This is a genomic window from Pantoea sp. EKM21T (assembly GCF_011800405.1).
In the GTDB taxonomy this organism is placed as follows: Bacteria; Pseudomonadota; Gammaproteobacteria; order Enterobacterales; family Enterobacteriaceae; genus Pantoea; species Pantoea agglomerans.
The window spans coordinates 129,010-151,082 of the sequence record NZ_JAALFV010000010.1 but is presented as its reverse complement, the minus strand read 5'-3'; the positions used below and the strand labels follow the sequence as shown (position 1 = coordinate 151,082).

At 57.0% G+C, this 22,073-nt stretch carries 18 protein-coding genes; 13 read left to right on the top strand and 5 right to left on the bottom strand.

The genetic code is table 11. The features are described 5' to 3' along the window. Window positions 1-158: 158 nt before the first annotated feature. From HFD87_RS19265 to HFD87_RS19250, 4 genes are all read left to right on the top strand, one after another. Complete coding sequence (locus HFD87_RS19265) at window positions 159-2,117, top strand: sigma-54-dependent Fis family transcriptional regulator (RefSeq protein ID WP_033786420.1); 1,959 nt, start codon at window positions 159-161, stop codon at window positions 2,115-2,117. 144 nt (window positions 2,118-2,261) lie between these two features. Continuing rightward, window positions 2,262-2,876, top strand: coding sequence for a TetR/AcrR family transcriptional regulator (locus HFD87_RS19260; protein WP_010671991.1), 615 nt, complete (start codon window positions 2,262-2,264; stop codon window positions 2,874-2,876). 237 nt (window positions 2,877-3,113) lie between these two features. Continuing rightward, complete coding sequence (gene fabF / locus HFD87_RS19255; RefSeq protein WP_033759862.1) at window positions 3,114-4,397, top strand: beta-ketoacyl-ACP synthase II; 1,284 nt, start codon at window positions 3,114-3,116, stop codon at window positions 4,395-4,397. A gap of 241 nt (window positions 4,398-4,638) precedes the next feature. After that, window positions 4,639-5,517, top strand: coding sequence for an ROK family protein (locus HFD87_RS19250; protein WP_167423812.1), 879 nt, complete (start codon window positions 4,639-4,641; stop codon window positions 5,515-5,517). A 114-nt stretch (window positions 5,518-5,631) separates the two neighbouring features. On the opposite strand, the gene HFD87_RS19245 is transcribed toward HFD87_RS19250, so the two are convergent. The 3 genes from HFD87_RS19245 to HFD87_RS19240 all read right to left on the bottom strand — a co-directional run bounded on the left by HFD87_RS19245 (window position 5,632) and on the right by HFD87_RS19240 (window position 7,832). Beyond that, window positions 5,632-6,582 (bottom strand): Rpn family recombination-promoting nuclease/putative transposase, encoded by a 951-nt coding sequence (locus tag HFD87_RS19245; RefSeq protein WP_167423811.1) that lies wholly within the window; start codon window positions 6,580-6,582, stop codon window positions 5,632-5,634. A gap of 330 nt (window positions 6,583-6,912) precedes the next feature. Continuing rightward, complete coding sequence (locus HFD87_RS23095) at window positions 6,913-7,035, bottom strand: hypothetical protein (RefSeq protein ID WP_254920079.1); 123 nt, start codon at window positions 7,033-7,035, stop codon at window positions 6,913-6,915. An 8-nt stretch (window positions 7,036-7,043) separates the two neighbouring features. After that, window positions 7,044-7,832, bottom strand: a complete 789-nt coding sequence (locus tag HFD87_RS19240) for a MipA/OmpV family protein (protein WP_167423810.1) — start codon at window positions 7,830-7,832, stop codon at window positions 7,044-7,046. Window positions 7,833-7,961: 129 nt separating this feature from the next. On the opposite strand from HFD87_RS19240, the gene HFD87_RS19235 reads away from it, so the two are divergent. From HFD87_RS19235 to HFD87_RS19220, 4 genes are all read left to right on the top strand, one after another. Next, the gene (locus HFD87_RS19235) at window positions 7,962-8,660 is read left to right on the top strand and encodes a response regulator (RefSeq protein ID WP_010256840.1); all 699 of its coding nucleotides are present in this window, start codon (window positions 7,962-7,964) and stop codon (window positions 8,658-8,660) included. Then, window positions 8,657-9,826, top strand: coding sequence for a cell wall metabolism sensor histidine kinase WalK (locus tag HFD87_RS19230; RefSeq protein ID WP_167423809.1), 1,170 nt, complete (start codon window positions 8,657-8,659; stop codon window positions 9,824-9,826). Before HFD87_RS19235 ends, HFD87_RS19230 begins: the two co-directional genes overlap by 4 nt. A gap of 93 nt (window positions 9,827-9,919) precedes the next feature. Beyond that, window positions 9,920-11,053 carry an efflux RND transporter periplasmic adaptor subunit gene (locus HFD87_RS19225; protein WP_010256842.1) on the top strand — a complete coding sequence of 378 codons (1,134 nt, stop codon included), beginning with the start codon at window positions 9,920-9,922 and terminating at the stop codon, window positions 11,051-11,053. Then, on the top strand, window positions 11,050-14,094 hold the full coding sequence (locus HFD87_RS19220) for an efflux RND transporter permease subunit (RefSeq protein WP_167423808.1): 3,045 nt from the start codon (window positions 11,050-11,052) through the stop codon (window positions 14,092-14,094). The genes HFD87_RS19225 and HFD87_RS19220 overlap by 4 nt, the downstream gene beginning before the upstream one ends. A gap of 50 nt (window positions 14,095-14,144) precedes the next feature. Here the strand turns inward: HFD87_RS19220 and HFD87_RS19215 are convergent, their stop codons facing one another. Continuing rightward, a complete protein-coding gene (locus HFD87_RS19215; RefSeq protein WP_010256845.1) occupies window positions 14,145-14,390 on the bottom strand; it encodes a hypothetical protein in 246 nt (81 codons plus the stop codon). A gap of 71 nt (window positions 14,391-14,461) precedes the next feature. Then, window positions 14,462-15,367 carry a LysR family transcriptional regulator gene (locus HFD87_RS19210; RefSeq protein WP_167423807.1) on the bottom strand — a complete coding sequence of 302 codons (906 nt, stop codon included), beginning with the start codon at window positions 15,365-15,367 and terminating at the stop codon, window positions 14,462-14,464. A gap of 104 nt (window positions 15,368-15,471) precedes the next feature. On the opposite strand from HFD87_RS19210, the gene budA reads away from it, so the two are divergent. The 5 genes from budA to HFD87_RS19185 all read left to right on the top strand — a co-directional run bounded on the left by budA (window position 15,472) and on the right by HFD87_RS19185 (window position 22,055). After that, window positions 15,472-16,254, top strand: coding sequence for an acetolactate decarboxylase (gene budA / locus HFD87_RS19205; RefSeq protein WP_033781025.1), 783 nt, complete (start codon window positions 15,472-15,474; stop codon window positions 16,252-16,254). Between the two features lie 14 nt (window positions 16,255-16,268). Next, window positions 16,269-17,948 (top strand): acetolactate synthase AlsS, encoded by a 1,680-nt coding sequence (gene alsS / locus HFD87_RS19200; protein WP_010256852.1) that lies wholly within the window; start codon window positions 16,269-16,271, stop codon window positions 17,946-17,948. 21 nt (window positions 17,949-17,969) lie between these two features. Then, on the top strand, window positions 17,970-18,743 hold the full coding sequence (locus HFD87_RS19195) for a (S)-acetoin forming diacetyl reductase (protein ID WP_033781028.1): 774 nt from the start codon (window positions 17,970-17,972) through the stop codon (window positions 18,741-18,743). Window positions 18,744-18,948: 205 nt separating this feature from the next. Next, on the top strand, window positions 18,949-20,400 hold the full coding sequence (locus HFD87_RS19190; protein WP_167423806.1) for a flagellin: 1,452 nt from the start codon (window positions 18,949-18,951) through the stop codon (window positions 20,398-20,400). 341 nt (window positions 20,401-20,741) lie between these two features. After that, window positions 20,742-22,055, top strand: a complete 1,314-nt coding sequence (locus HFD87_RS19185; protein ID WP_010256858.1) for a CitMHS family transporter — start codon at window positions 20,742-20,744, stop codon at window positions 22,053-22,055. The last annotated feature ends 18 nt before the right edge of the window (window positions 22,056-22,073 follow it).

Genomic DNA, 22,073 nt, shown 5'->3' with positions numbered 1-22,073 from the left:
GTGAGAGTTAATGTCAGCGTTGCAAAGTGGATGCCAGTTTTAAAGCGGGCTTTTATGTGAACGCGCTCGCAGATGGCGCGTCCTGATTGAAAATAAAATTTACATGTCAACTTAACATGTCATTAAAATGGACATTCCATCGACCACGGGAGAGTGAAATGCAATCTCTGCATGATTTGCTGCCTAATAAAGAAGAGAGCGATGCCATATTCAGCCTGCCGGAAGGCGGTGATGCGGCACAGTGGGAAGCTCGGTTTGCCCGGGGCTGGCAGGCATTTAGCCAGGGTGAACAGCCGCGCTGGATCCGCCGCAGTATTTTGCAGTCATGGAACCGCTCGCACGAACATGGCATCGATCCGGTATCTTTTGAGTACAGTGCCTCCGATCCAACGGAGCTGGCCGCCGTTCTGCGTCATAACAGTGAGCTGATTACTGTGGCGCATAGCGTGATGGAGAACCTGCTGGCTTACAATCCCGATGGTCATATCAATCTCACAGATGCGCAAGGCATCGTACTGAGTTTTTGCGGCAGCGACCTGACTCCGGTCGGCAGCATCCTGCGTGAGGAGGTGCTCGGCACCAACTGCACCGCGCGCTGCCTGCGAGAGCAGCGGCTGGTCTATGTACTCAGCGGAGAAAACTGGAAAATCGCGCTGCGTGAACGTAACCGGCAGTGCGCCGCAGCTCCTATCCGTGATGCCAGCGGTCGTATGACCGGCGTACTGACGCTGACCGCCACGCCTGACAATTTCAGTGCCCATACGCTGGGCACCGTGCAGGCTGCCGCAGAGGCAATTGGCCAGCAACTCACCTTACGCCGTCTGCTGGCCGAGCAGCAGTCGATACTGGAGACCCTGAATGAGGGCGTTGTGGTCTGCGACCGCGACGGGCGCATCAAAACCCTGAACCGCTACGCTCGTCAGATCTTTGCCGGTATTGATACCGACAACGCCCTGATCGATCAGGTGCTGCAGCCCCAGTCCGGTTCATTGCTCACACTGCCCTGCTGTAATGACCGCGAGATGGTGTTCCGCCCCGATGGCAGACCCAGTGTTTCATGCCTGGTCTCGCTGATGCCGGCACCGGACGGCGGTCGCATCCTGTCGCTGCGGGAAAATCAGCGCATCCGTGCCATTACCCGTCGTGTGCTCGGCGTCAGCGCCAGCTATACCTTTGAGATGATTCGTGGTCAGGCACCCACGCTGCAGAAGGCTCTTCAGGATGCCCGCGCCAGCAGTCGCAGTGACAGTACCGTTCTGCTGACCGGTGAAAGCGGAACCGGTAAAGAGCTGTTTGCTCAGGCGATCCACAATGCCAGCAGCCGGGCGCATGAGTCCTTTGTCGCGGTTAACTGCGGCGCACTGCCGCGTGACCTGGTGCAGAGTGAGCTATTCGGCTACGTCGATGGCGCGTTCACCGGCTCACGGCGCGGCGGTTCGGCAGGTAAATTTGAGCTGGCCGACGGTGGCACGCTGTTTCTGGATGAGATTGGCGAAATGCCACTGGAGGCACAGACCAGCCTGCTACGCGTGCTGCAGGAGAGTGAGGTGCTGCGCATCGGAGCGGCGCATCCGCTGAAAGTGGATGTCCGCATCGTGGCGGCAACCCATTGCGATCTGCTCAGTGCAGTGGAACAGGGTGCTTTCCGCCGTGACCTGTTCTATCGCCTCAATGTTATCTCCCTGACCATCCCTGCCCTGCGTGAACGCCAGAGCGACATTCCTGATCTGGTGAATACCTTCATTCACGCCCTGTGTCAGCGGCTGAATAAAACGCCTCCGCAGGTGAGCATTGAAGCAATGAACGCCCTGCAGGCATGGCACTGGCCCGGCAACGTGCGCGAGCTGGAAAATCTGGTCGAGCGGATCGTTAATCTTTGCCAGAGCAGCATCATCGACCTTGCCGATTTGCCGCCAGCGATGGTGACGCGCGCAGCCGAAAACAGACCAGCGGCCAGCAGCCTGTTGCAGGATAATGAACGAGCCTGCATCCTGCAGACCCTTCGCGCGCAGGGGGGTAATCTGCGGCAGTCCGCTAAGCTGCTGGGCATTTCTCGCACGGCGCTCTATAACAAGCTCAATCACTGGAATATCTCTATAGATACGCTGCGCCAATAACCGGCTGGTGGCACTCAGCAACACCAGCATACATTCAGCCCGTTCAAAATATGGCTTTTGATCGCAACAGGGCCTAAAATGTGACCACCCTTAACAGTGGTCACTGAATTTTTTCACCCACCTTTGATCTGCCAGGTTCTGACAATGACTCAATCCGTAACGGAAAATGGCACACGCGGCCCGGCCGGGCACAATGTGCGTGACCAGATTGTCGATGCTGCCATGCAGCACTTCGCGCATTATGGTTACGAAAAAACCACCGTCTCCGATCTCGCCCGTGCTATCGGCTTTTCCAAAGCGTATATCTACAAATTTTTTGAATCAAAACAGGCGATTGGCGAAGTGATCTGCTCCACCCGGCTGGCGATGATTATGCAGCACGTCGAAGTCGCTATCGCCGATGCGCCTGGAGCATCGGAACAACTGCGGCGACTGTTCCGCACGCTTTCCGTCACCGGCACTGAACTCTTTTTTCACGAACGTAAACTCTATGATATTGCTGCCGTCGCGTCGCGTGACCGCTGGCCGTCGGCGATGGCGCATGAAGAACGACTGCTCAGCCTGATTCAGCAGATCCTGCGCCGAGGGCGTGAAGCAGGTGAGTTTGAGCGTAAAACCCCGGCTGACGAAGCGGCGGAGGCAATCTATCGGGTGATCAAACCCTACGCCAGTCCGGTACTGCTGCAGTACAGCCTTGATGACGCTGAAGAAGCCTCTGCACAACTGGCAGCGCTGGTGTTACGTAGCCTTGCGCCCTGAACAATGCGCATGAAGTGACTATTGACTTATTTAGTCACAAGAGCAACGATAGCACTCTGTCTGGTTATCGCTCAGGATTCTGATGCTGCTAAGCTTATCTCTCTCTGCTCTATTCCATCCCTGCGTTCGTCCATCGCACCATTCTACGCAGGGTCTCACCTTCCGCGCTCAAGGCGTGTATCCATTGTCTGCGGCAGCATTTCAATCACTGTCCGGACTCTCTACGGGAGTAATCCAATGAGTCACTTAGCCTCATCACAACGCATTGTCATTACCGGCGCGGGCATCGTTTCGCCACTGGGTTGTGGCGTTGAAACCGTCTGGCGGCGATTAACGGCTGGAGAATCAGGTATACGTACCCTTCCCGATACGCTTACTGCTGGCACCGGTATTTCAGTAGGTGGCAGCGTGCCGGGCATCGATGAAGATCCGCTGGCAGGTTACGACCCCGAAGCGTTCATTGCGCCGAAAGAGCGTAAAAAGATGTCGCGCTTTATAGAATTCGCGCTGCTGGCAGCAGAAGAAGCGCTGAATCAGGCAGCCTGGCATCCTGAAGATGAGGCGACGCGTGAACGTACCGCGACGATTATTGCTTCAGGCGTCGGCGGCTTTGGTGCCATTGCCGACGCGGTGCGCACCACCGATGCACGCGGGCCGCGCAGGCTCTCACCCTTTACAGCACCTTCGTTTCTGGCCAACATGGCCGCGGGTCATGTCTCGATCAAACACGGCTTCACCGGCCCGCTGGGTGCGCCCGTTACCGCCTGTGCGGCGGGAGTTCAGGCAATTGGTGATGCAGCCAGGTTGATCAGAAGCGGTGAAGCGGACATTGCTATTTGTGGCGGCACAGAAGCGGCGCTTGATCGCGTCACGCTGGGCTGTTTCGCGGCTGCACGTGCGCTATGTGTGGGCTATGAAGATCAGCCGCACCATGCCTCACGTCCGTTTGATCGTGACAGAAACGGCTTTGTGATGGCCGAAGGTGCAGGCCTGCTGGTGATTGAGTCACTGGCCCATGCCGAAGCACGCGGCGCGACACCGCTGGCGGAGATTGTCGGCTATGGCACCAGCGCCGATGCATACCATTTAACCGCGGGTCCGGAGGATGGCAGCGGGGCTGCACGGGCGATGAGAACCGCCCTGCGTCAGGCGGGCATTAGCCCGGAAGACGTGCAGCATATCAACGCACACGCAACCTCAACTCAGGTTGGCGATCACGGTGAGCTGGCGGCTATTCGTGCAGTGTTTGGCGATGATTCGCAGGTCGCGATCGCCTCAACGAAATCCGCCACCGGCCATCTGCTGGGTGCGGCAGGCGGCGTTGAGGCGATATTCACCTTGATGGCGCTGCGGCAGCAGCTTATTCCGCCGACGCTGAACCTCCATCATCCCGATGAAGCCGCAGGCAATCTGGACCTGGTGGCGCTCAATGCACGTCCCACGGCGCTGACTTATGCCATGTCGAACGGTTTTGGTTTTGGCGGCGTCAACGCCAGTCTCCTGTTGCGTAAGTGGCAATGACTGCAGTGTGACGATTAAGCCCGCGCTGCCAGACACCCTCTTAGCGCGGGTAATACATCGGACGTCCTGAAAAATCATGCACAGCTGTTCCCTGTGTGCCGGGGTTTATCAAAACACCCTCTGTACAACACTCGCTTTATAAATCTGTACCTTTCCTGACAAAATTGCCTCCGCCAGCCCTCCTGCCCTTTTTCTTTCAGCACTACAATTAATCGGATGAAAACAACCTCAGAGAACGTTAATGAAGATTGCAGCTTTCGATATTGGTGGTACCTCTTTAAAAATGGGCGTGATTGATGAGCAGGGAAATATTCTGACCAGTGAGAGTGCTGATATTTCCCATAATTCACGCGACAAAATACTTTATGAGATCCTGGCCTGGCTGGAGAAAAATCCCGGCTGTGCTGGCATCGCCGTCAGCACGCCCGGTTATATTGATGCAGAAGCTGGATATATCGCCATGGGTGGCACCATTCGGGACTTCGACCAGTTTCATCTGAGCCAGTGGCTGACGGAAAAAACCTCACTGCCTGCCACGGTCGAAAATGACGCCCACTGCGCCTTACTGGCTGAACAGTGGCTGGGCAAAGCAAAAAAACTCAGTGATTTTCTGATGTTAACTATCGGCACAGGATTAGGCGGAGCGGCCTTCTGCAACGGCGCGCTGATCCGGGGCGGTCGTAATCGCGCGGGCGAGTTTGGTTGCCTGCTGACTTCGCGCCCCACCAGCAGCAATATTGAACGCCACACCATGAGCCAGAGCTGTACCATGACGGCGCTTCGGGAGAATTACAGCCAGCTCATCGAAAAATCTTCCGACGACGTCACAGGTAAAGATGTCTTTGACGCATACGATCGCAAAGAAGAAGCCGCGCAGCAGGTGGTGAATAAATTCTACCAGGATCTTGCAGCCTGCTTATATAACCTCTTCAGCGTGTTCGATCCGCAGATGATATTTATCGGTGGTGGAATTACCGAGCGGGAACCGTTCCTCGAGGAACTGGCAGAGCAACTGGCAAAATATGATCTTGATATCCGCATTGATACCGCGACCTACGGCAACGACTCCGGCATGTTGGGCGCAACCTGGAATTTCCTGCAGCGTCAGCCAGACAAATAATGGCTTGTAGTTCAGGACGTATGCAGGTTACACCTTTCTGATAATTATGATGATTTATCTGGTGCGGTATTCAAAACGATAACCCGGTCATGACCGGGTTTACTCTTGTTTATATTAGTGTCGTATTTGCGCCAGATCGTCTGACGTCAGGCCGGTCATTTCTATGACAGTTTTACGATCAAGGCCGTTTTGTAGCATAGTGCGCGCAATTTTCAGGGTAGCTTCACGCTGCCCTTCAGTACGACCTTTCTCAATACCACGCCGTTCACCAAGCTCGATACCTTCTGCGCGACCTTTTTCGATCCCTTTTTGTTCAAGCTGCTGTGCGATGGTCATCAGTGCGTCTCCGTGTTGTGGCACCCGCTGTGCCAGTTCGCGAACGAAAGCTTCGTAGTCAGCTGACTCACCAGCCTGCAGTAAATAGTGTATCAGCGTCATCACCTGGGGTGAAGAAAGATAATCGGCCATGAGTAGCGTGACCAGATGGTCAGTCAGGCTTGCAATGTCGCGTTGATGAATATGTTTCTGCAAAAGCGTCAGGGCGGCCATACTGCGATGAGTCATGATCTCATCATCCGGGATGACCGTAATGTCCACCAGCGGGAAGGCGCCTCTATAAAGGCTTTCCGCCACTACCGGATCATCAAATTCGTCGAACCAGCGGGTCGACCACGGATAGGGAGTGCGCTTACCGGTATAGAACAGTACAGGTATGACTAAAGGCAGCTTTTTATGGCCAGCTTCAAGGTGGCGCTGCATAGCGGCTACCGCATAACGTATCAGGCGGAATGCCATATGCCTGTAAGGGGTGGATTGGTGTTCAATCAGAACATGAATATATCCGTCACCGGTTGAGGTTCTGAGACTATACAAAACGTCACTGAAGTATTGACGCAAATCGTCTTCAACAAATGATCCGGACTCAAGCTTCAGTGTGGTGAGATCGCAGATTTTAAGCAATTTCTCCGGAAGGTGGATCTGCATAAAATCTCTGGCAACATCCGGATGCTTAAGAAACTGTCGAAAAGTAGCATCATGAGGTGTAGCACTTTTTTTATTTTTCATCAGTTCAGCCCCTGTAAATTCCATGCGCTGCTACCACAGCGAAGAGGCTATCTTAATGGAACAGATTTTAATTTATAATATTTAAACCTTGCCCAGTCCATATAGATTAACCACACCAATGCTCTTTTAAAAAATTTATTAGCAAGATGCATTATGACGCAATCTAAATTAACCACCTTAATCAATTTATATAGCGATAATTAAAACCTCCGGATGTACCCGAAACTTCTAACGCTGACCATTAATGTCTGAACCGCTTTACGAAAAGTTAATTTTCTATTTAAGTCACGGCATAACCAGCCCGATCACGCTGTTTATACCGCTCGCTCCCTATCCCCGTCCCGGCGCATCCAACAGGCTAAGCGCCACGCCTGTCAGGGTATAGACCACTACATACAACAGAATCAGTGCCGCAAGCAAAAGACGGTGGCTGCGCATCTCACTTTTCTTCATGGTGCCATTCAGAAGGTGTAGCTCAATGCCAGGGTGGCCGATGCGCCGTTGTGCCGTGCAACGATGGGGCTATCTGAAGCATGCTTATCCAGCCAGCTGTAGTCACCGATCACACTGGCCGCCCAGGCGGGTGTGAACTGATGGCTCCAGGTCAGGCTGGTGTCGGTGCCATAAAATCCACCCGCGGCGTCATAGCGTTCAAAACCACTGCGCGCACTTTGCTTGCGGTTAACGCCATACCAGGTATTCATATAACGCCCGTCGCCAAACAGTCCCGCCACCTGCAGTGCCACGGTATCGTCACTGGTCTGCCAGGGGATCAGGGTTACGGAAGTCCGGTACTGCACACCCTGACTATCACTTAATGGCAGCGTCGCTTTGCCCTCCAGCACCAGCCACGGCGTTACCGACCATCCCAGCGCCAGCGCGGTGTTCATCGTTGCGTCGATGTTCCCCATGCCTCTGAGCCGGTCATCCCCGTCACGCCAGGATGAATTCTGGTCAGAACGGCCCAGCCCGTAGCACAGCGTATGTTCCAGATACAGTCCATTATCTGCCTGCAGGTCATAGCCAATGCCTTTCTGTGAGTCTAAAAAGAAGGCCCCGTCGCGTGCCTGGATCACCGGCATCAGCTGCCAGTGCTGCTTATCTGCGCCGCTATAGCGTGGTGCATTGATACCTGCAATGCCCAGCGTGACGCTGGGCGGCGGCGTGGTACTCTCATCAGCCATGGCAGTCGCGGCACTGAATCCCAGCGAAAAACAGACCATGTGCAGCGTTATTTTTCCGGTTATCATCACGTTTCCTCATTATCACATCAGGTGCGGAGCTGAGGGGTTCAGAGCCGCGTCAATGGCCGGAGTATGCGAGGCGAGTGTCAATTAACGACCAGGGATTTATGAAGAAACAGTCAAGGTGATCCGAAAATGCAGTCAAAACGTGTACTGATAATTGAAGATGATGCTGATGCGGCGGGCGTACTTGAGGCCTACCTGAAACGTGAAAATTATGAGGTCATGATTGCCGGTGATGGGCCAGGCGGGCTGGATGCCGCCAGACGCTGGCAGCCCGATCTGATCCTGCTGGATATCATGCTGCCCGGCATGAACGGCACTGAAGTGCTGGCAGCGCTGCGACGTCGTGACGATACCCCGGTGATCATGGTAACCGCGATGGGTGATGCGCCGGACCGCATCGGCGCACTGCGCTATGGCGCGGATGACTACGTGGTCAAACCCTATCATCCGGGCGAAGTGGTGGCGCGCGTTCAGGCAGTACTGCGCCGTAGCCAGCAGAGTCAGGTACCCGCTGCAGAAACCCTGCGCTGGGCAGGTTTAGTGGTGGACCCGGTGGCACTCACCGCAGTGGTCGATAGTGACAGTGCTTCACCGCGCCGCCTCGATCTGACACCGACCGAATTTTCCCTGCTGGTCACCCTGATGCGCGCTCCGACGCGTCCGTTTACCCGCCTGTTTCTGCTGGAGCACTGTCTGCCGGAAAGCGATGCGCTTGAGCGGGTGGTCGATACCCACGTCTATAACCTGCGTCGCAAACTGGAAGCCGCGGGCATCTCTGATGTCTTACCGGCAGTGCGCAGCGTCGGTTACCGGTTCAGACAGCCATGAAGAACGATACGCATACCTCACTGTGGCGCTGGATCTGCATCCGGGTGCTGTTTCTGGCGATTGGCAGCGTGGTGCTCATTGCCATCTGTATGTGGCTGCGCTTCGCAGTGCAAGCGTACTGGGTCTATTACCGGATGCCGCCCGCGCTGCTGGATGAGTTCACCCGGTTGCGCCACCACCCTGCCAGCGATCCTGTGCGCTTTCATCAGATTATGGACCAGTGGTGGGGCATCAACTTCTCCGATCCGTCGCTGGCCTCGTCGGACTGGCTTACCGTGATCGTGCTGGTCGTGGTAACGATTCCGTTTATGGTGCTGATGGCGCTGCGTTTCGCCCGTCCGCTGTCGGCGCAGTTCAGCCAGCTGGCTACCGCGGCGCGAGCGGTTTCAAAAGGCGAATTTGGCCGATCGGCGGTAATCGTAAAAGAAGCCCCACAGGAGCTGGTGCGCTTTACCGAAGATTTTAATCAGATGACGCAGCAGCTGGCGCGTTACGAGCGTGAGCTGCGCACCTCGCATGTGGCGATGGCGCATGAGCTTCGCTCGCCACTGACGGCCGCAATGGGCCGCCTGCAGGGCATTCTGGATGGCGTCTTTCCTGCCGAACCGCAACAGCTGGCGATGATCATGAAGCAACTGACGCAGCTCAATCGCCTGACAGACGAACTGCATCTCTTGTCACTGGCGGATGCCGGGCAGCTTACCCTGAACCGCGAGTGGTTTAATCTCAGCGAGTTACTGCGCGAGCGCTCCGGCTGGCTTCTGCCGCAGGCAGAACAGGCGGGGATTGCCATCAGCGTGACATCACCCAACGATCTGCGGCTGTATGCCGATACCTTCCGGCTGGGCCAGGTAGTGACCATCATCTGTGAGAATGCAATGCGCTACGCTGCCGACGGTGGCGCGTTGCTGATCACGGCCAGCCAGAACGATCAGGCGATCATAATGACCTTCCGCGATTATGGTCAGGGTGTGGAGCCGGACTTCCTGCCGCAATTGTTTGACCGCTTTACCCGCGCTGACTCCTCACGCGCCCGCCACTCCGGCGGCAGCGGTCTGGGACTGTCGATTGCCAAAGCGATTGTCGAGGCGCACGGCGGGTCGCTTCACGCCACACTGCCCGCCGACGGCGGTCTGCTGATCGGGATAACGCTGCCGACGAGATAAATTGTTCTGGCTTGACCATTTCTTGATGGTTCATGGAACGTTTCTGGACACATGCCGGGTTCAATGAGCACAACTCATTAAAGGAACCCGGTTATGACAGACTTCTTATCGGATGCTGCCCGCCAGGTGTGGCGTCATCTCTTCGGTATTCACATCTTTGCGCCGATCATCTTCGTGCTGCTCGGGGTATTCATCATGACCGGTTGCCGGGACAATAGTTCTGCTCCGCCTGCCGCCCCGCTCCGCCCGGTTAAATCGGTGATTGCTCCACCGCTCAGCAGTGATGCATCGCTGGTGCTGACTGGCGAAATCCGCGCTCATGAAGAGGTCGCGCTAGCCTTCAGACTGGATGGCCGGGTGGTGAGCCGTGCGGTTGAGCTGGGCGATCGCGTCAGCGCCGGGCAATCGCTGGCAGCGCTGGAAAATGATCAGTCACGCAATCAGCTAAGCAGCGCACGGGCCGATCTCGACAGCGCACGCGCCGCCGAACGGGTCGCCGCGCTTAACCTGCATCGGATGCGGCTGCTGATGCCCGGAGGGGCCATCGCCCGCAGCCAGCTGGACAGCGCCCAGGCGGACTGGCAGAGCGCACAGTCCCGCCGTCTCAGCAGCGAAGCGGCTCTGAAAAATGCCCAGGATAACCTCAGCTGGACTCAGCTGACTGCGCCTGCAGCAGGCCGGATCACCGCCATCACGGTTCAGCCAGGTCAGGTGGTCAGCGCCGGACAAAATGTGATGACGCTGGCAGCAGGGGATGCACGCGATGCGGTGTTTGACCTGACAACGCCTGCGCTGCTGCATCCTGATGATCGGACACCGCTGAAAGTGACGCTGCTCGCCGATCCCGGCGTGCAGGCCAGTGGCACAGTGCGTGACATCAGCCCGCAGGCCGATCCACAGACCCGCACATGGCGGCTGCGCATCTCACTGAATCAGCCGCCTGAGGCGATGGCACCCGGTGCCACAGTCATTGTCACCCTTCCCGATGCGCAGCCGCCGGTCATCGCCCTGCCCGCCAGCGCCCTGACCCGCTCCGCAGACAAACCCGCGCTGCTGGTCGTTGATGCGGCGTCACGCCTGCAGCTTCGTCCGGTAGTGCTGGCCCGCTTTAACGCGCAGCAAATCTTCGTCACTGCCGGGATCAAGCCGGGAGAGCGCGTCGTCACCGCCGGAGTCAGCACCCTGCAACCTGGCGAAAAAGTGGCGCTTTCGCAGGAGGCTCCATGAAAAAAACGTCTGGCTTTAACCTCTCCGGCTGGGCGCTGGCGCATCAGCAACTGGTGATCTTTTTCATGCTGCTGGTCATGGCGGCGGGTGTGCTGAGCTATGAACATCTGTCACGCAATGAAGACCCGGCGTTTACTATCAAAACCGCCGTAATATCAGCCCAATGGCCAGGCGCTGATGTGAACACCACGGTGCAACTGCTCACTGACGTACTGGAACAGAAAGTGCAGGAGATCCCGTCGCTGGATGCGGTTGAGAGCGAAACCCGCGCCGGACAAACCGTCATCTATGTCAACCTGCGCGATGACACGCCGCCCTCTCAGGTGGCCGGCATCTGGTACCAGCTGCGTAAAAAGATGCAGGATGTTGCCCCTTCACTGCCGCAAGGCGTGCAGGGTCCGGCCGTTAACGACGAATTTGATGACACCTTCGGCACCATTTATGGCTTCACGGCGGAGGGTTTTACCGCCAGAGAGCTACGCGACCGGGTCGATAACCTGCGTCGCAATCTGGCCAGTCTGCCCGACATCGGTAAAACCAGCCTGCTAGGTGTACAGGAGCAGCAGGTGGTTATCGCCTTTTCGCCGCGCAAGCTGAACGGCATGGGGCTCGATTTACAGCAGGTCAGCGACGCCATTAAAGCTCAGAACGATGTCGTCCCGGCGGGCAGCCTGCGTACCGACCGCGAGAATATTGCGCTGCGGGTCAGCGGCACCCTGACTTCGGTTGAAAATCTGCGGGCGATTACCCTGCATATCGGTGAGCGTTTTATTCCGCTGACCGATCTGGCCACCATCAGCCTGCAACCTGCCGAACCACCAGTCCCGACGTTTCGGGTTAACGGCGTTCCGGCTATCGGGCTGGCGATCTCCATGGCCGGCAGCGGCAACATGCTCGATTTCGGTCAGCAACTCAGTCAGCGCATGCAGATGCTGGCCAGTCAGTTACCGCACGGTATTACTATGACCCGCGTGGCCGACCAGTCTTCCGTGGTGAAAAACGCGGTCAGCGGCTTTGTCCGGATACTGGGCGAAGCAGTCGTCATCGTGTTAGCCGTCTCCTTTGTCTCACTGGGACTGCGTGCCGGTCTGGTCGTTGCGGCGGCGATCCCGCTGGTACTGGCAATGACCTTTACCGGCATGTTAATGGCAGGCATCGGACTCCAGCGCATCTCGCTTGGCGCACTAATCATCGCGCTGGGGCTGCTGGTGGATGATGCCATGATCACCGTCGAGGCAATGGTGGCGCGACTGGAAGCGGGCGACAGCAAGTGGCAGGCCGCCACCTATGCGTTTAAAACCACCGCATTTCCGATGCTGACCGGTACGCTGGTAATGATCGCCGGGTTCATTCCGGTCGGGTTCGCCGCCTCCAGTGCCGGAGAATATTGCTACTCATTGTTTGTGGTGATTACCCTGGCGCTGCTCTGCTCGTGGGTCGTCGCGGTCATCTTCTCTCCGCTCACCGGCTGCTGGCTGCTGTCGGCCAGGCACATCAAGGCCGATAAGCCGCCGGGCGTGCTGACGCGCAGCTATCACCGGCTGCTGGAGATGATTCTGCGTCACCGGCTGGTGACGATTGGCACAGCGATGGCGGTGCTGCTGGTCAGCCTTTACGCCACCACTTTTATGCAGGGTGAGTTTTTCCCTGCGTCGGATCGGCCCGAGCTGCTGGTCAGCCTGACGCTTCCCGCCAGTGCAGCCCAGGCTGAAACCACCCGCCGAACCGCACAGCTGGAACAGATGCTGCGCAACGATCGGGATGTGGCGAACTACACCAGCTACGTTGGCTCGGGCGCGATACGCTTTTATCTGCCGATGGATGTGCTGCTGGATAATGAAAACATCGCGCAGCTGGTGGTGGTGGCGAAAGATCTGGCGGCACGCGATCGGCTGCGCAGCAGGCTGGAGCAGAAGCTGGCGGTGGATTTCAGTGATATCACTACCCGGGTATCGCCGCTGGAGCTGGGGCCACCGGTCGGCTGGCCGCTGAAATATCGCATCACCGGCCCGGATAATGCCAGGGTGCGGCAGGCGGCCGATCGGCTGGCGGCGCTGATCGCCCGCTCACCGCTGACTCGCGAGGTCAATCTTACCGCCGGAGAGCCAGAACGGGTCATGACGCTGGCGGTGAACCAGACCGCAGCCCGCGCAGCCGGACTCTCTTCCGAGACGATAGCCACCGCACTGAATACTCTGATGTCCGGCAGCGTGGTGACCACCCTGCGCGATCGTAACCGTCTGATCGACGTCGTGCTGCGCAGCAATGACCCGGAGCGGCAGGACACTGACACACTGGCAGGATTGATGATCACCAATGCCAGCGGACAGAAAATCCCATTGCGACAGGTAGCAACCCTGAACTGGGGAGTGGATGACCCGGTAATATGGCGACGTCAGCGGCTGGCTTACATCACCGTACAGACCGATATTGCGCCCGGTCAGCGGGCTGAACAGGTCTCGCAGCAGCTCGCACCAGCCGTCGCCGCCCTGCGCGCCTCGCTGCCGGCCGGATACGGTATTGAAGAAGGTGGCGTGGCAGCCGAATCGGATAAAGGCAACGGTTCAGTGTTTGCTCTGCTGCCGGTGACGATCTGCGTCATGCTGGTCTTGCTGATGATTCAGCTGCAACGTTTCTCCGGCATGCTGCTGGCACTGAGCATGGCACCGTTTGGCCTGCCCGGCATCGTATCCGCAATGCTGCCGGCTGTCACACCGCTGGGGTTCGTGGCGCTGCTGGGGATTATTGCCCTGGCGGGGATCATCATCCGCAACGCGGTGATCATGATCAGTGAAGTCGATGCGAATAGCCGGGCCGGACTGTCCGCGGGTGAGGCAATCCGGCAGGCTGCCCATCACCGTGCACGTCCCATTCTGCTGACCGCCTGTGCGGCAATACTCGGCATGATCCCCATCGCCCATCAGGTTTTCTGGGGGCCCATGGCACTGGCGATTATTGGCGGTCTGATCAGCGGTACGCTGGTAACGCTCACGGTGCTGCCCGCCGCGTTAAGTCTGTTGATGCAGCGCGGCTCACGTTAAAACAACACCCGGCGATCCCGTGCTGAGAACGGCGGGATCGCCGGAAAGGATCAGTTCATCACCTCGACCAGAATCAGCGGGCACTTTCTGACTTTGCAGGCCTGACTGTAGGCTAGCGAGCAGACCGAGCAGAGATCGCGCACGTCAGACTGGTACTCATACTCCATGAAATAGCGGAACTGGCCGCCCGCAGAATCTGTTCTCCAGAATCGCTGCGGCTCCAGAATTTCATCCAGTTGCCTGAATGTCAGGGCTGACGGGTTGTGAAACCCGACTCTTACGCGGTATGTAGTCATGCACCGATTATTGGCATCCCGGTCCCTGGCCGCCAGTTGGTTATTGTTTTCAGTTCAATAGCTGGCGCTTATCAACCCGCTTCGCCTGGTGCGGCAGGCTGTTCTGCCAGCAGCGCCAGCAGGTGCAGTACTGCTTTTGACGGGTGAAGCCGACGCCAGGCAAAGGCAACATCCGTAAATAGCGTGTTGTTTTCGATATCGCAGAAGCTGACCCCGGGGTTATCGACGCAGCGCATCGACTCCGGCACCAGCGCAATCCCGCAGCCCGCCGCCACCATGCCCAGCGACGTAGTGATCTGCGGAGCCTGCTGAAAAGTGTGGCGCGACAAGCCCGCCCGCAGACAGGCAGTGACAATCAACTCATACAGGCTGGGCGAGACGTCGCGCGGGAAGATCACCAGGGTTTCTCCCGCCAGCGCGGATAGTGCCACGGTGGGTGTGCCGCTGAGGGGATGGCAGCGCGGCAGCGCAATCAGCATCTTTTCGGTGGAGATGACACGCAGATTAAACGCCTTGCTGCTTTCACACGGCAGCCGGATAAAAGCGGCATCCAGCAATCCTTCCTGTAAATCCTGCATCAGCAAAGACATATTCTCTTCGCGGGTCAGCAGCTCCATCGCCGGATAACGTTCTTTAAACTGGCGGATCAGGGTGAAGATGCGTGGATTAAACGCCACCGAGCTGGCAAAGCCCAGCGACAGCTGACCACTGATCCCCCGCGCAATACCGCGTGCGTTCTCCAGCGCCTGATCGGCCAGTTGCACAATCTGCCGGGCATCCGCCAGAAACGCTTCGCCCGCTTCGGTGAGTTCCACTCCGCGCGTCAGGCGCTTCAGCAACGGTGTGCCAATTTCCTGCTCCAGCCGCAGTATCTGCTGACTCAGCGGCGGCTGCGATATGCCCAGTATCTCGGCGGCACGAGTGAAGTGAAGCGTCTCGGCTACGGCAACAAAATAACGCAGGTGGCGAAGTTCCATATCAAAAACGTCTCAAAGTTAACAGGTTTCGCTATTGGACCCACCGACTGAATCGGTTCACCATTAGGTTAACACGGCTTAACGGTTAATCGATGAGGCATCAAATGAGCAATTGTGTAACTGATTGTTCCTGTGAGGATCAACTAAAACATACTGTCCTGACGCTTTCACAGGATGCACCAGAAAGCGTTATCTATCAGACCTCTTTAATGAGTGCGCTGCTGAGCGGCGTTTACGACGGCAATGTCCGTATTGCCGACCTGCTGCGTAAAGGGGATTTCGGCCTGGGTACCTTTAACCGGCTGGATGGCGAAATGATCGCGTTTGATAGCAAGGTCTATCAGCTGCACGCCGACGGCAGCGCGCACCCGGCCGATCCGGCGCAGAAAACTCCGTTCGCCGTGATGACCTTTTTTAAACCGCAGCATCTGTATGAATTTGACCGGCCGATGTCGCGTGAGGCGATCCATCAGGTGATCGACAACGAAATCACCTCCGATAACCAGTTCTGCGCGCTGCGCATCAGCGGTCGTTTCAGTCGCGTCGAGACCCGCACCGTGCCATGCCAGTGTCGTCCCTATCGCTCAATGCCGGAAGTGCTGGGCGATCAGCCGACCTTTGCCTTCAGCCAGCGCGCGGGCGAACTGATCGGATTCCGTACACCGCAATATATGCAGGGCATTAACGTTGCGGGCTATCACGAACATTTTATTACCGACGACCGCGAAGGCGGCGGCCACATTCTCGATTATGCGCTGGAACAGGGCACCCTGACCTTTGGTGCCATCAGCAAGCTGGTCGTAGATTTGCCGCAGGACAGCGATTTTCTCAATGCCGACCTGAACCCCGCCAATCTTGACGCCGCGATTCGTGCGGTAGAAAGCTAATCAGAGGAATGACGATGAAAACTCCAACCGATACCACACTCTGGACTTGTGGCGCTGACCTGGTGGTGGCGCAACTTGAGGCACAGGGCGTCCGCCACGTCTTTGGCATTCCTGGCGCAAAAATTGATAAAGTCTTCGACTCACTGCTGGATTCCTCCATCCAGACCATCCCGGTTCGCCACGAAGCTAACGCCGCATTTATGGCCGCCGCAGTGGGCCGCCTTACCGGCAATGCGGGCGTGGCGCTGGTCACCTCCGGGCCGGGCTGCTCCAACCTGATCACCGGCATGGCCACCGCCACCAGCGAAGGCGATCCGGTGGTGGCTATCGGCGGTCAGGTGAAGCGCTCCGACAGCGCCAAGCAGGTTCATCAGAGCATGGACACGGTTTCAATGTTTCGCCCAATCACTAAATATGCGGTTGAGGTCACCGACCCCGCTGCACTTTCTGAATGCCTGTCGAATGCGTTTCGCCACGCCGAACATGGCCGGGGCGGCGGTGCCTTTATCAGCCTGCCACAGGATATTGTCGATCAGCCGGTTACCGGCAAAGCGTTGAGCAGCAAAGGCCGCCCGGTACTGGGCGCCGCACCTGACTCAATGATCGACGCCGTCAGCGAGGCCATCGCCGGGGCTAAAAATCCGGTCATCCTGCTGGGATTAATGGCGAGCCAGACAGAGAACAGCGAAGCGATTCATGAGCTGCTGACACGCAGTCACATTCCGGTTACCAGCACCTATCAGGCAGCAGGAGCGGTCAGACAGGATCACTTCTCACGCTTCGCCGGGCGCGTCGGGCTGTTTAACAACCAGGCGGGCGACAGGCTGCTGCAACAGGCTGACCTGATCGTCACCATCGGCTACAGCCCGGTGGAATATGAACCGGCGATGTGGAACAGCGGTAACGCCACCCTGATTCATATCGACGTAATACCCGCTGAGACCGACAACCGCTATCTGCCGGATGCAGAACTGGTGGGTGATATCGCCGCCACGGTGCGTAAACTCGCCGCGCGCATCACTGCCCCACTCCAGCTGACCCCGGAAGCCGCCACCATCCTTGAGGATCGTCAGCAGCAGCGCAAATTGCTGGCGATGCAGGGTGCCAGCCTCAATCAGTTTGCTCTGCATCCGCTGCGCATTGTGCGCGCCATGCAGGACATCATTAACAGTGACGTCAGCCTTACCGTCGATATGGGCAGCTTCCACATCTGGATCGCCCGCTATCTCTACAGCTTCCGGGCCCGTCAGATCATGATCTCCAACGGTCAGCAGACGATGGGTGTGGCCCTGCCGTGGGCGATTGGTGCCTGGCTGGTCGAGCCACAGCGCAAAGTGGTTTCAGTTTCCGGCGATGGTGGTTTCCTGCAATCCAGCATGGAGCTGGAAACTGCCGTTCGCTTAAAAGCCAACATTCTGCACATCGTCTGGGTCGATAACGCCTACAACATGGTGGCGATGCAGGAAGAGAAAAAATATCACCGCGTCTCGGGCGTCAATTTTGGGCCGGTCGATTTCAAAGCCTACGCCGAAGCGTTTGGGGCAGCGGGCTTTGCGGTGACCAGTGCGGCAGAGCTGGAGCCGACGCTGCGTAAAGCGATGGATGTTCAGGGACCCGCCGTGGTCGCGGTGCCGGTCGATTACACCGACAACCCGCTGCTGATGGGTCAGCTGCATCTGAGCCAGCTTCTTTAATTTCTCAAAAAGGAAATCATGATGAAAAACAGAGTGGCATTTGTGACCGGCGCAGGCCAGGGCATTGGTGAAGCGATCGCCCTGCGTCTGGCGAAAGATGGACTGGCGGTTGCAGTAGCCGATTTTAATCAGGAGACCGCACGCCAGGTCGCGGAGAAGATCATTAAGCAGGGTGGCAAAGCGATTGCGCTGAAAGTCGATGTCTCGCAGCGTGATCAGGTGATGGAAGCGGTAGAAGAGGCGCGCCGCACGCTGGGCGGCTTTGACGTCATCGTCAATAATGCCGGTATTGCGCCCTCCACGCCGATTGCTGAGATCACCGAAGCGGTGGTCGACAAGGTCTACAACGTCAATGTCAAAGGGGTGATCTGGGGCATGCAGGCCGCGATTAAAGCGTTTGCTGCAGAAGGTCACGGCGGCAAAATCATCAACGCCTGTTCTCAGGCGGGTCATGTCGGTAATCCGGAGCTGGCGGTTTACAGTTCCAGTAAGTTTGCCGTGCGCGGCCTGACGCAGACCGCCGCGCGTGATCTGGCACCTGCCGGCATCACGGTTAACGCCTTCTGCCCTGGCATTGTCAGAACACCGATGTGGGAAGAGATCGACCGCCAGATCTCTGAAGCAGCCGGCAAGCCCGCCGGCTACGGCACCGAGGAATTTGCGAAACGCATTACGCTGGGACGTCTTTCTGAACCGGAAGATGTGGCTGCCTGCGTCGCCTACCTGGCCAGTCCCGATTCCGATTACATGACCGGTCAGTCGCTGTTGATTGATGGCGGCATGGTGTTTAACTGATCTTCGTTCGCCTGCTGCGTCATCGCGTGGCAGGCGTTTTTCCTGACCGGGTTGAACCGTTAATTTTTTTTATCTGAAAAGCGGTTAACCATCAGCCTCTTGACCGTCTGCCCCCGTATTTCCTGCCTTTTTGTCGCCACAGAGATTAAAGCTGCTTATCACCCTGCCGATAAAACAGAGACTCCTCTCCCTGTTCGAAGCGACCATGTTAACGATCAACCATAACGAAACCGCCGCGATTACGAACAAAACGCGGTACAGCACTGACTCTGTTCTGGGACGAACGGTTGAACGGTTATCATCAGGGATGAGAATTAACAGTGCCAAAGATGACGCGGCAGGTCAGGCGATTGCCAACCGCATGACGGCCAATATCAACGCCGATGCGGTGGTAGCGCGTGGCCTCAATGACGCCATCAGCTATTCCCAGACCGCCAGTGGCGGCCTTGGCAGTATCGTCGATCTGCTGATCCAGGCGCGCACCCTGTCGGTCCAGGCAGCCAACGGCACGCTGTCGGACGCCGATCGACAGAGCATCAACGGCCAGTATCAGCAGATTATGGCAGGCATCAATGAAGTGGCAAACCACACCGAGATTTTTGGCCGCTATCCACTGGCGACGAATAATCCCGATCTTCCCCCTGCGAAACTGGGTAACGTTGACCCTATCAACACGAAGTTTCCGGTGCCGGGCAAGAATTACTCCTTCACCTCGGGCGTGATTCCGCTGGCCTATATCCCGGCAGGCTCGACGGCGATAAGCATCACCATCGACTCACTGGGTATGGATGACGATCTCCAGCTCTTTACCCGCGACGGTAAACACCTGGTCGGTACACCACTGGACGGCAGTGCGCCTGATTACACCTGGGCCAGCAAAAGCATCACTAATTCGGCTACCGCGGATAGTCGCCTGCTGACCAGCAGTAACGGATTTGCCAGCGGTGCGGCTTATGACAGCTCGCAGTTGCTGGAGGGCGGCCCGAGCTGGACGCTGGCGGGCAGTAACAGCAGCACCTACAACGGTATGAACATCACTTACAGCGGTGACGGCGATCGCTATGAGGATGTCGCCAGCGGCGATTTCAACAACGGCACCATCACCAGTAACCGGCTTGAGCGCATCACGCTGGATACCGTCAGCGAGGATTTGATTGTGGTGGTGGTGGGCAATGGCTCCTTCACCGGTAATCTGACCTGGGGAAATCTGCCGGAACCCAAAGGTGTGCCTGCGACGCCGCCGAAGAAGAGCGAACCTATGGAGGTGGTCACCAGCGCCGATTACGGTCAGCCGATCCAGTCGGATACTATTCCGGCAACGCCATCGGATACCAAAACGCTGGGGCTGAACAACACAACGCTGCTTACAGAGGGCGATATCTCAACCACCATGAAGGCACTGGATAGCGCGCTCGAGAAGATCAGCGGTTATCAGTCGATCTATGGCGCAAAGATCAACCGTTACGAGTCCAACCGTAATGTGTTATCGCAGCAGGGTGTGGATACCTCAGCGGCTCGCAGCCGCATACAGGATGCGGACTATGCTGAAGAAGCAAGCCAGCTGGCACGCAGCCAGATTATTCAGCAGGGTCAGACTGCCGTCAGCAAAATGGCGAATAAAACCCCTGAAATGATTATTCAGCTGTTAGGCAGCTAATAACGTTAACCGGCTGAGCATCAAGGCTCAGCCGGTTACCCTGTTTCTCCACCACTCTACTACCCGCCTGATTCAGCCCCCAGCTGGCCCGAAACCCCGGTTACACTTCGACACCCTTTGATCTCAGTCACACAATCTCGTTTAAGAACCGTTTAAAGATGATCATGATCACCCTTCTTTGTTAAAGAAATGCTAAATACTGACAACTATTTATTATCATCTTTGAATGCAGGGTTAATTAAAACAACAGGTTAATCATTACCACGCTAAGTAATTACCTGAATTTTCCTGCCGGTATGTAACTTTTTCATTACTTTTCCGCCATTGCGAGGGCTGTTAATTTGCTGACGATACTGGGTTTTTCCATGGTTGTTTGCTTCATGTATCTGATCATGACCAAACGCATGTCAGCCTTGATTGCGCTGATCCTGATACCAACCATATTTGCGCTGATTGGCGGTTTTTACGCAGGTCTGGGTGCCATGATGCTGGACGGCGTCAAAAAGCTGGCCCCTACCGGCGTGATGCTGACCTTCTCCATTCTCTATTTCGGTCTGATGATCGATGCCGGATTGTTTGACCCACTGGTGCGCTTTATTCTTCGGATGGTGCGCGGTGACCCCCTGAAAGTGCTGGTCGGAACGGCGGTACTAACGCTGCTGGTTTCTCTGGATGGTGACAGCTCTACCACTTACATGATTGCCATTGCCGCATTCCTGCCGCTCTATCACCGGCTGGGCATGAACGTGCTGATGATGACCTGCCTGGTGAACCTTGCCAGCGGCATCATGAACCTCTCACCCTGGGGAGGTCCGACAGCCCGTGCCGCGGCGGCACTGCGCATTGACGCCCTTGATATCTTTATTCCGATGCTGCCAGCCATGCTGCTGGCCTGTGCCAGCCTGGTGGCAATGGCGGTGCTGTTTGGCCTGCGTGAGCGTAAGCGTCTTGGCGTGATGACCATGAAAGATCATCATCTCGACAACATTGAACTGGGGCTGGGCGATGCCGAAGAGTGCGCAGCCAATCGCCGTCCGAAAATGTTCTGGCCTAACTTCATCCTGACCACCGTGCTGCTGGTGCTGCTGGTGATTGGTTTAATGCCGATTCAGATCCTGTTTATGCTGGCGTTTGCGATTGCGGTGATGCTCAACTATCCCACGCTGGAGGAGCAGAAAGCCCGCATCAGCTCTCATGCCGGTAACGTGCTGGCGGTGACCGCATTAATTTTTGCCGCCGGTATTTTCACCGGCATCCTCTCCGGCACCGGCATGGTTGACGCCATGGCGAAGAGCCTGCTGGCTGTGATCCCGCCCAGCTTCGGACCTTACCTGGCGGTGTTCACCGCGCTGGTCAGTCTGCCGTTTACCTTCTTTATGTCGAATGATGCCTTTTACTTCGGCATTCTGCCGGTTATCGCCCAGACGGCGGCCAGCTACGGCATTACCGCAGAAGAGATTGCCCGCGCTTCTATTGTCGGCCAGCCATTCCACCTGCTGAGTCCGCTGGTGCCGTCAGTCTACCTGCTGGTGGGTCTGGCGAAAGTCGACATCGGCGACCACCAGCGCTTTGCAATTAAGTGGGGGATTCTGGTCAGTCTGGTGCTGATGGCAGGCGGTCTGCTGACCGGTGCTTTCCCGCTGTTCCACACCTGATAATCCTCTGCTTTCTGG

What these genes read in the sequence shown, in the direction of transcription:
- HFD87_RS19265 (WP_033786420.1), top strand. Translation starts at nt 159, where the DNA reads ATGCAATCTCTGCATGATTTGCTGCCTAATAAAGAAGAGAGCGATGCC.
- HFD87_RS19260 (WP_010671991.1), top strand. Translation starts at nt 2,262, where the DNA reads ATGACTCAATCCGTAACGGAAAATGGCACACGCGGCCCGGCCGGGCAC.
- fabF (WP_033759862.1), top strand. Translation starts at nt 3,114, where the DNA reads ATGAGTCACTTAGCCTCATCACAACGCATTGTCATTACCGGCGCGGGC.
- HFD87_RS19250 (WP_167423812.1), top strand. Translation starts at nt 4,639, where the DNA reads ATGAAGATTGCAGCTTTCGATATTGGTGGTACCTCTTTAAAAATGGGC.
- HFD87_RS19245 (WP_167423811.1), bottom strand. Translation starts at nt 6,582, where the DNA reads ATGAAAAATAAAAAAAGTGCTACACCTCATGATGCTACTTTTCGACAG.
- HFD87_RS23095 (WP_254920079.1), bottom strand. Translation starts at nt 7,035, where the DNA reads ATGAAGAAAAGTGAGATGCGCAGCCACCGTCTTTTGCTTGCGGCACTG.
- HFD87_RS19240 (WP_167423810.1), bottom strand. Translation starts at nt 7,832, where the DNA reads ATGATAACCGGAAAAATAACGCTGCACATGGTCTGTTTTTCGCTGGGA.
- HFD87_RS19235 (WP_010256840.1), top strand. Translation starts at nt 7,962, where the DNA reads ATGCAGTCAAAACGTGTACTGATAATTGAAGATGATGCTGATGCGGCG.
- HFD87_RS19230 (WP_167423809.1), top strand. Translation starts at nt 8,657, where the DNA reads ATGAAGAACGATACGCATACCTCACTGTGGCGCTGGATCTGCATCCGG.
- HFD87_RS19225 (WP_010256842.1), top strand. Translation starts at nt 9,920, where the DNA reads ATGACAGACTTCTTATCGGATGCTGCCCGCCAGGTGTGGCGTCATCTC.
- HFD87_RS19220 (WP_167423808.1), top strand. Translation starts at nt 11,050, where the DNA reads ATGAAAAAAACGTCTGGCTTTAACCTCTCCGGCTGGGCGCTGGCGCAT.
- HFD87_RS19215 (WP_010256845.1), bottom strand. Translation starts at nt 14,390, where the DNA reads ATGACTACATACCGCGTAAGAGTCGGGTTTCACAACCCGTCAGCCCTG.
- HFD87_RS19210 (WP_167423807.1), bottom strand. Translation starts at nt 15,367, where the DNA reads ATGGAACTTCGCCACCTGCGTTATTTTGTTGCCGTAGCCGAGACGCTT.
- budA (WP_033781025.1), top strand. Translation starts at nt 15,472, where the DNA reads ATGAGCAATTGTGTAACTGATTGTTCCTGTGAGGATCAACTAAAACAT.
- alsS (WP_010256852.1), top strand. Translation starts at nt 16,269, where the DNA reads ATGAAAACTCCAACCGATACCACACTCTGGACTTGTGGCGCTGACCTG.
- HFD87_RS19195 (WP_033781028.1), top strand. Translation starts at nt 17,970, where the DNA reads ATGAAAAACAGAGTGGCATTTGTGACCGGCGCAGGCCAGGGCATTGGT.
- HFD87_RS19190 (WP_167423806.1), top strand. Translation starts at nt 18,949, where the DNA reads ATGTTAACGATCAACCATAACGAAACCGCCGCGATTACGAACAAAACG.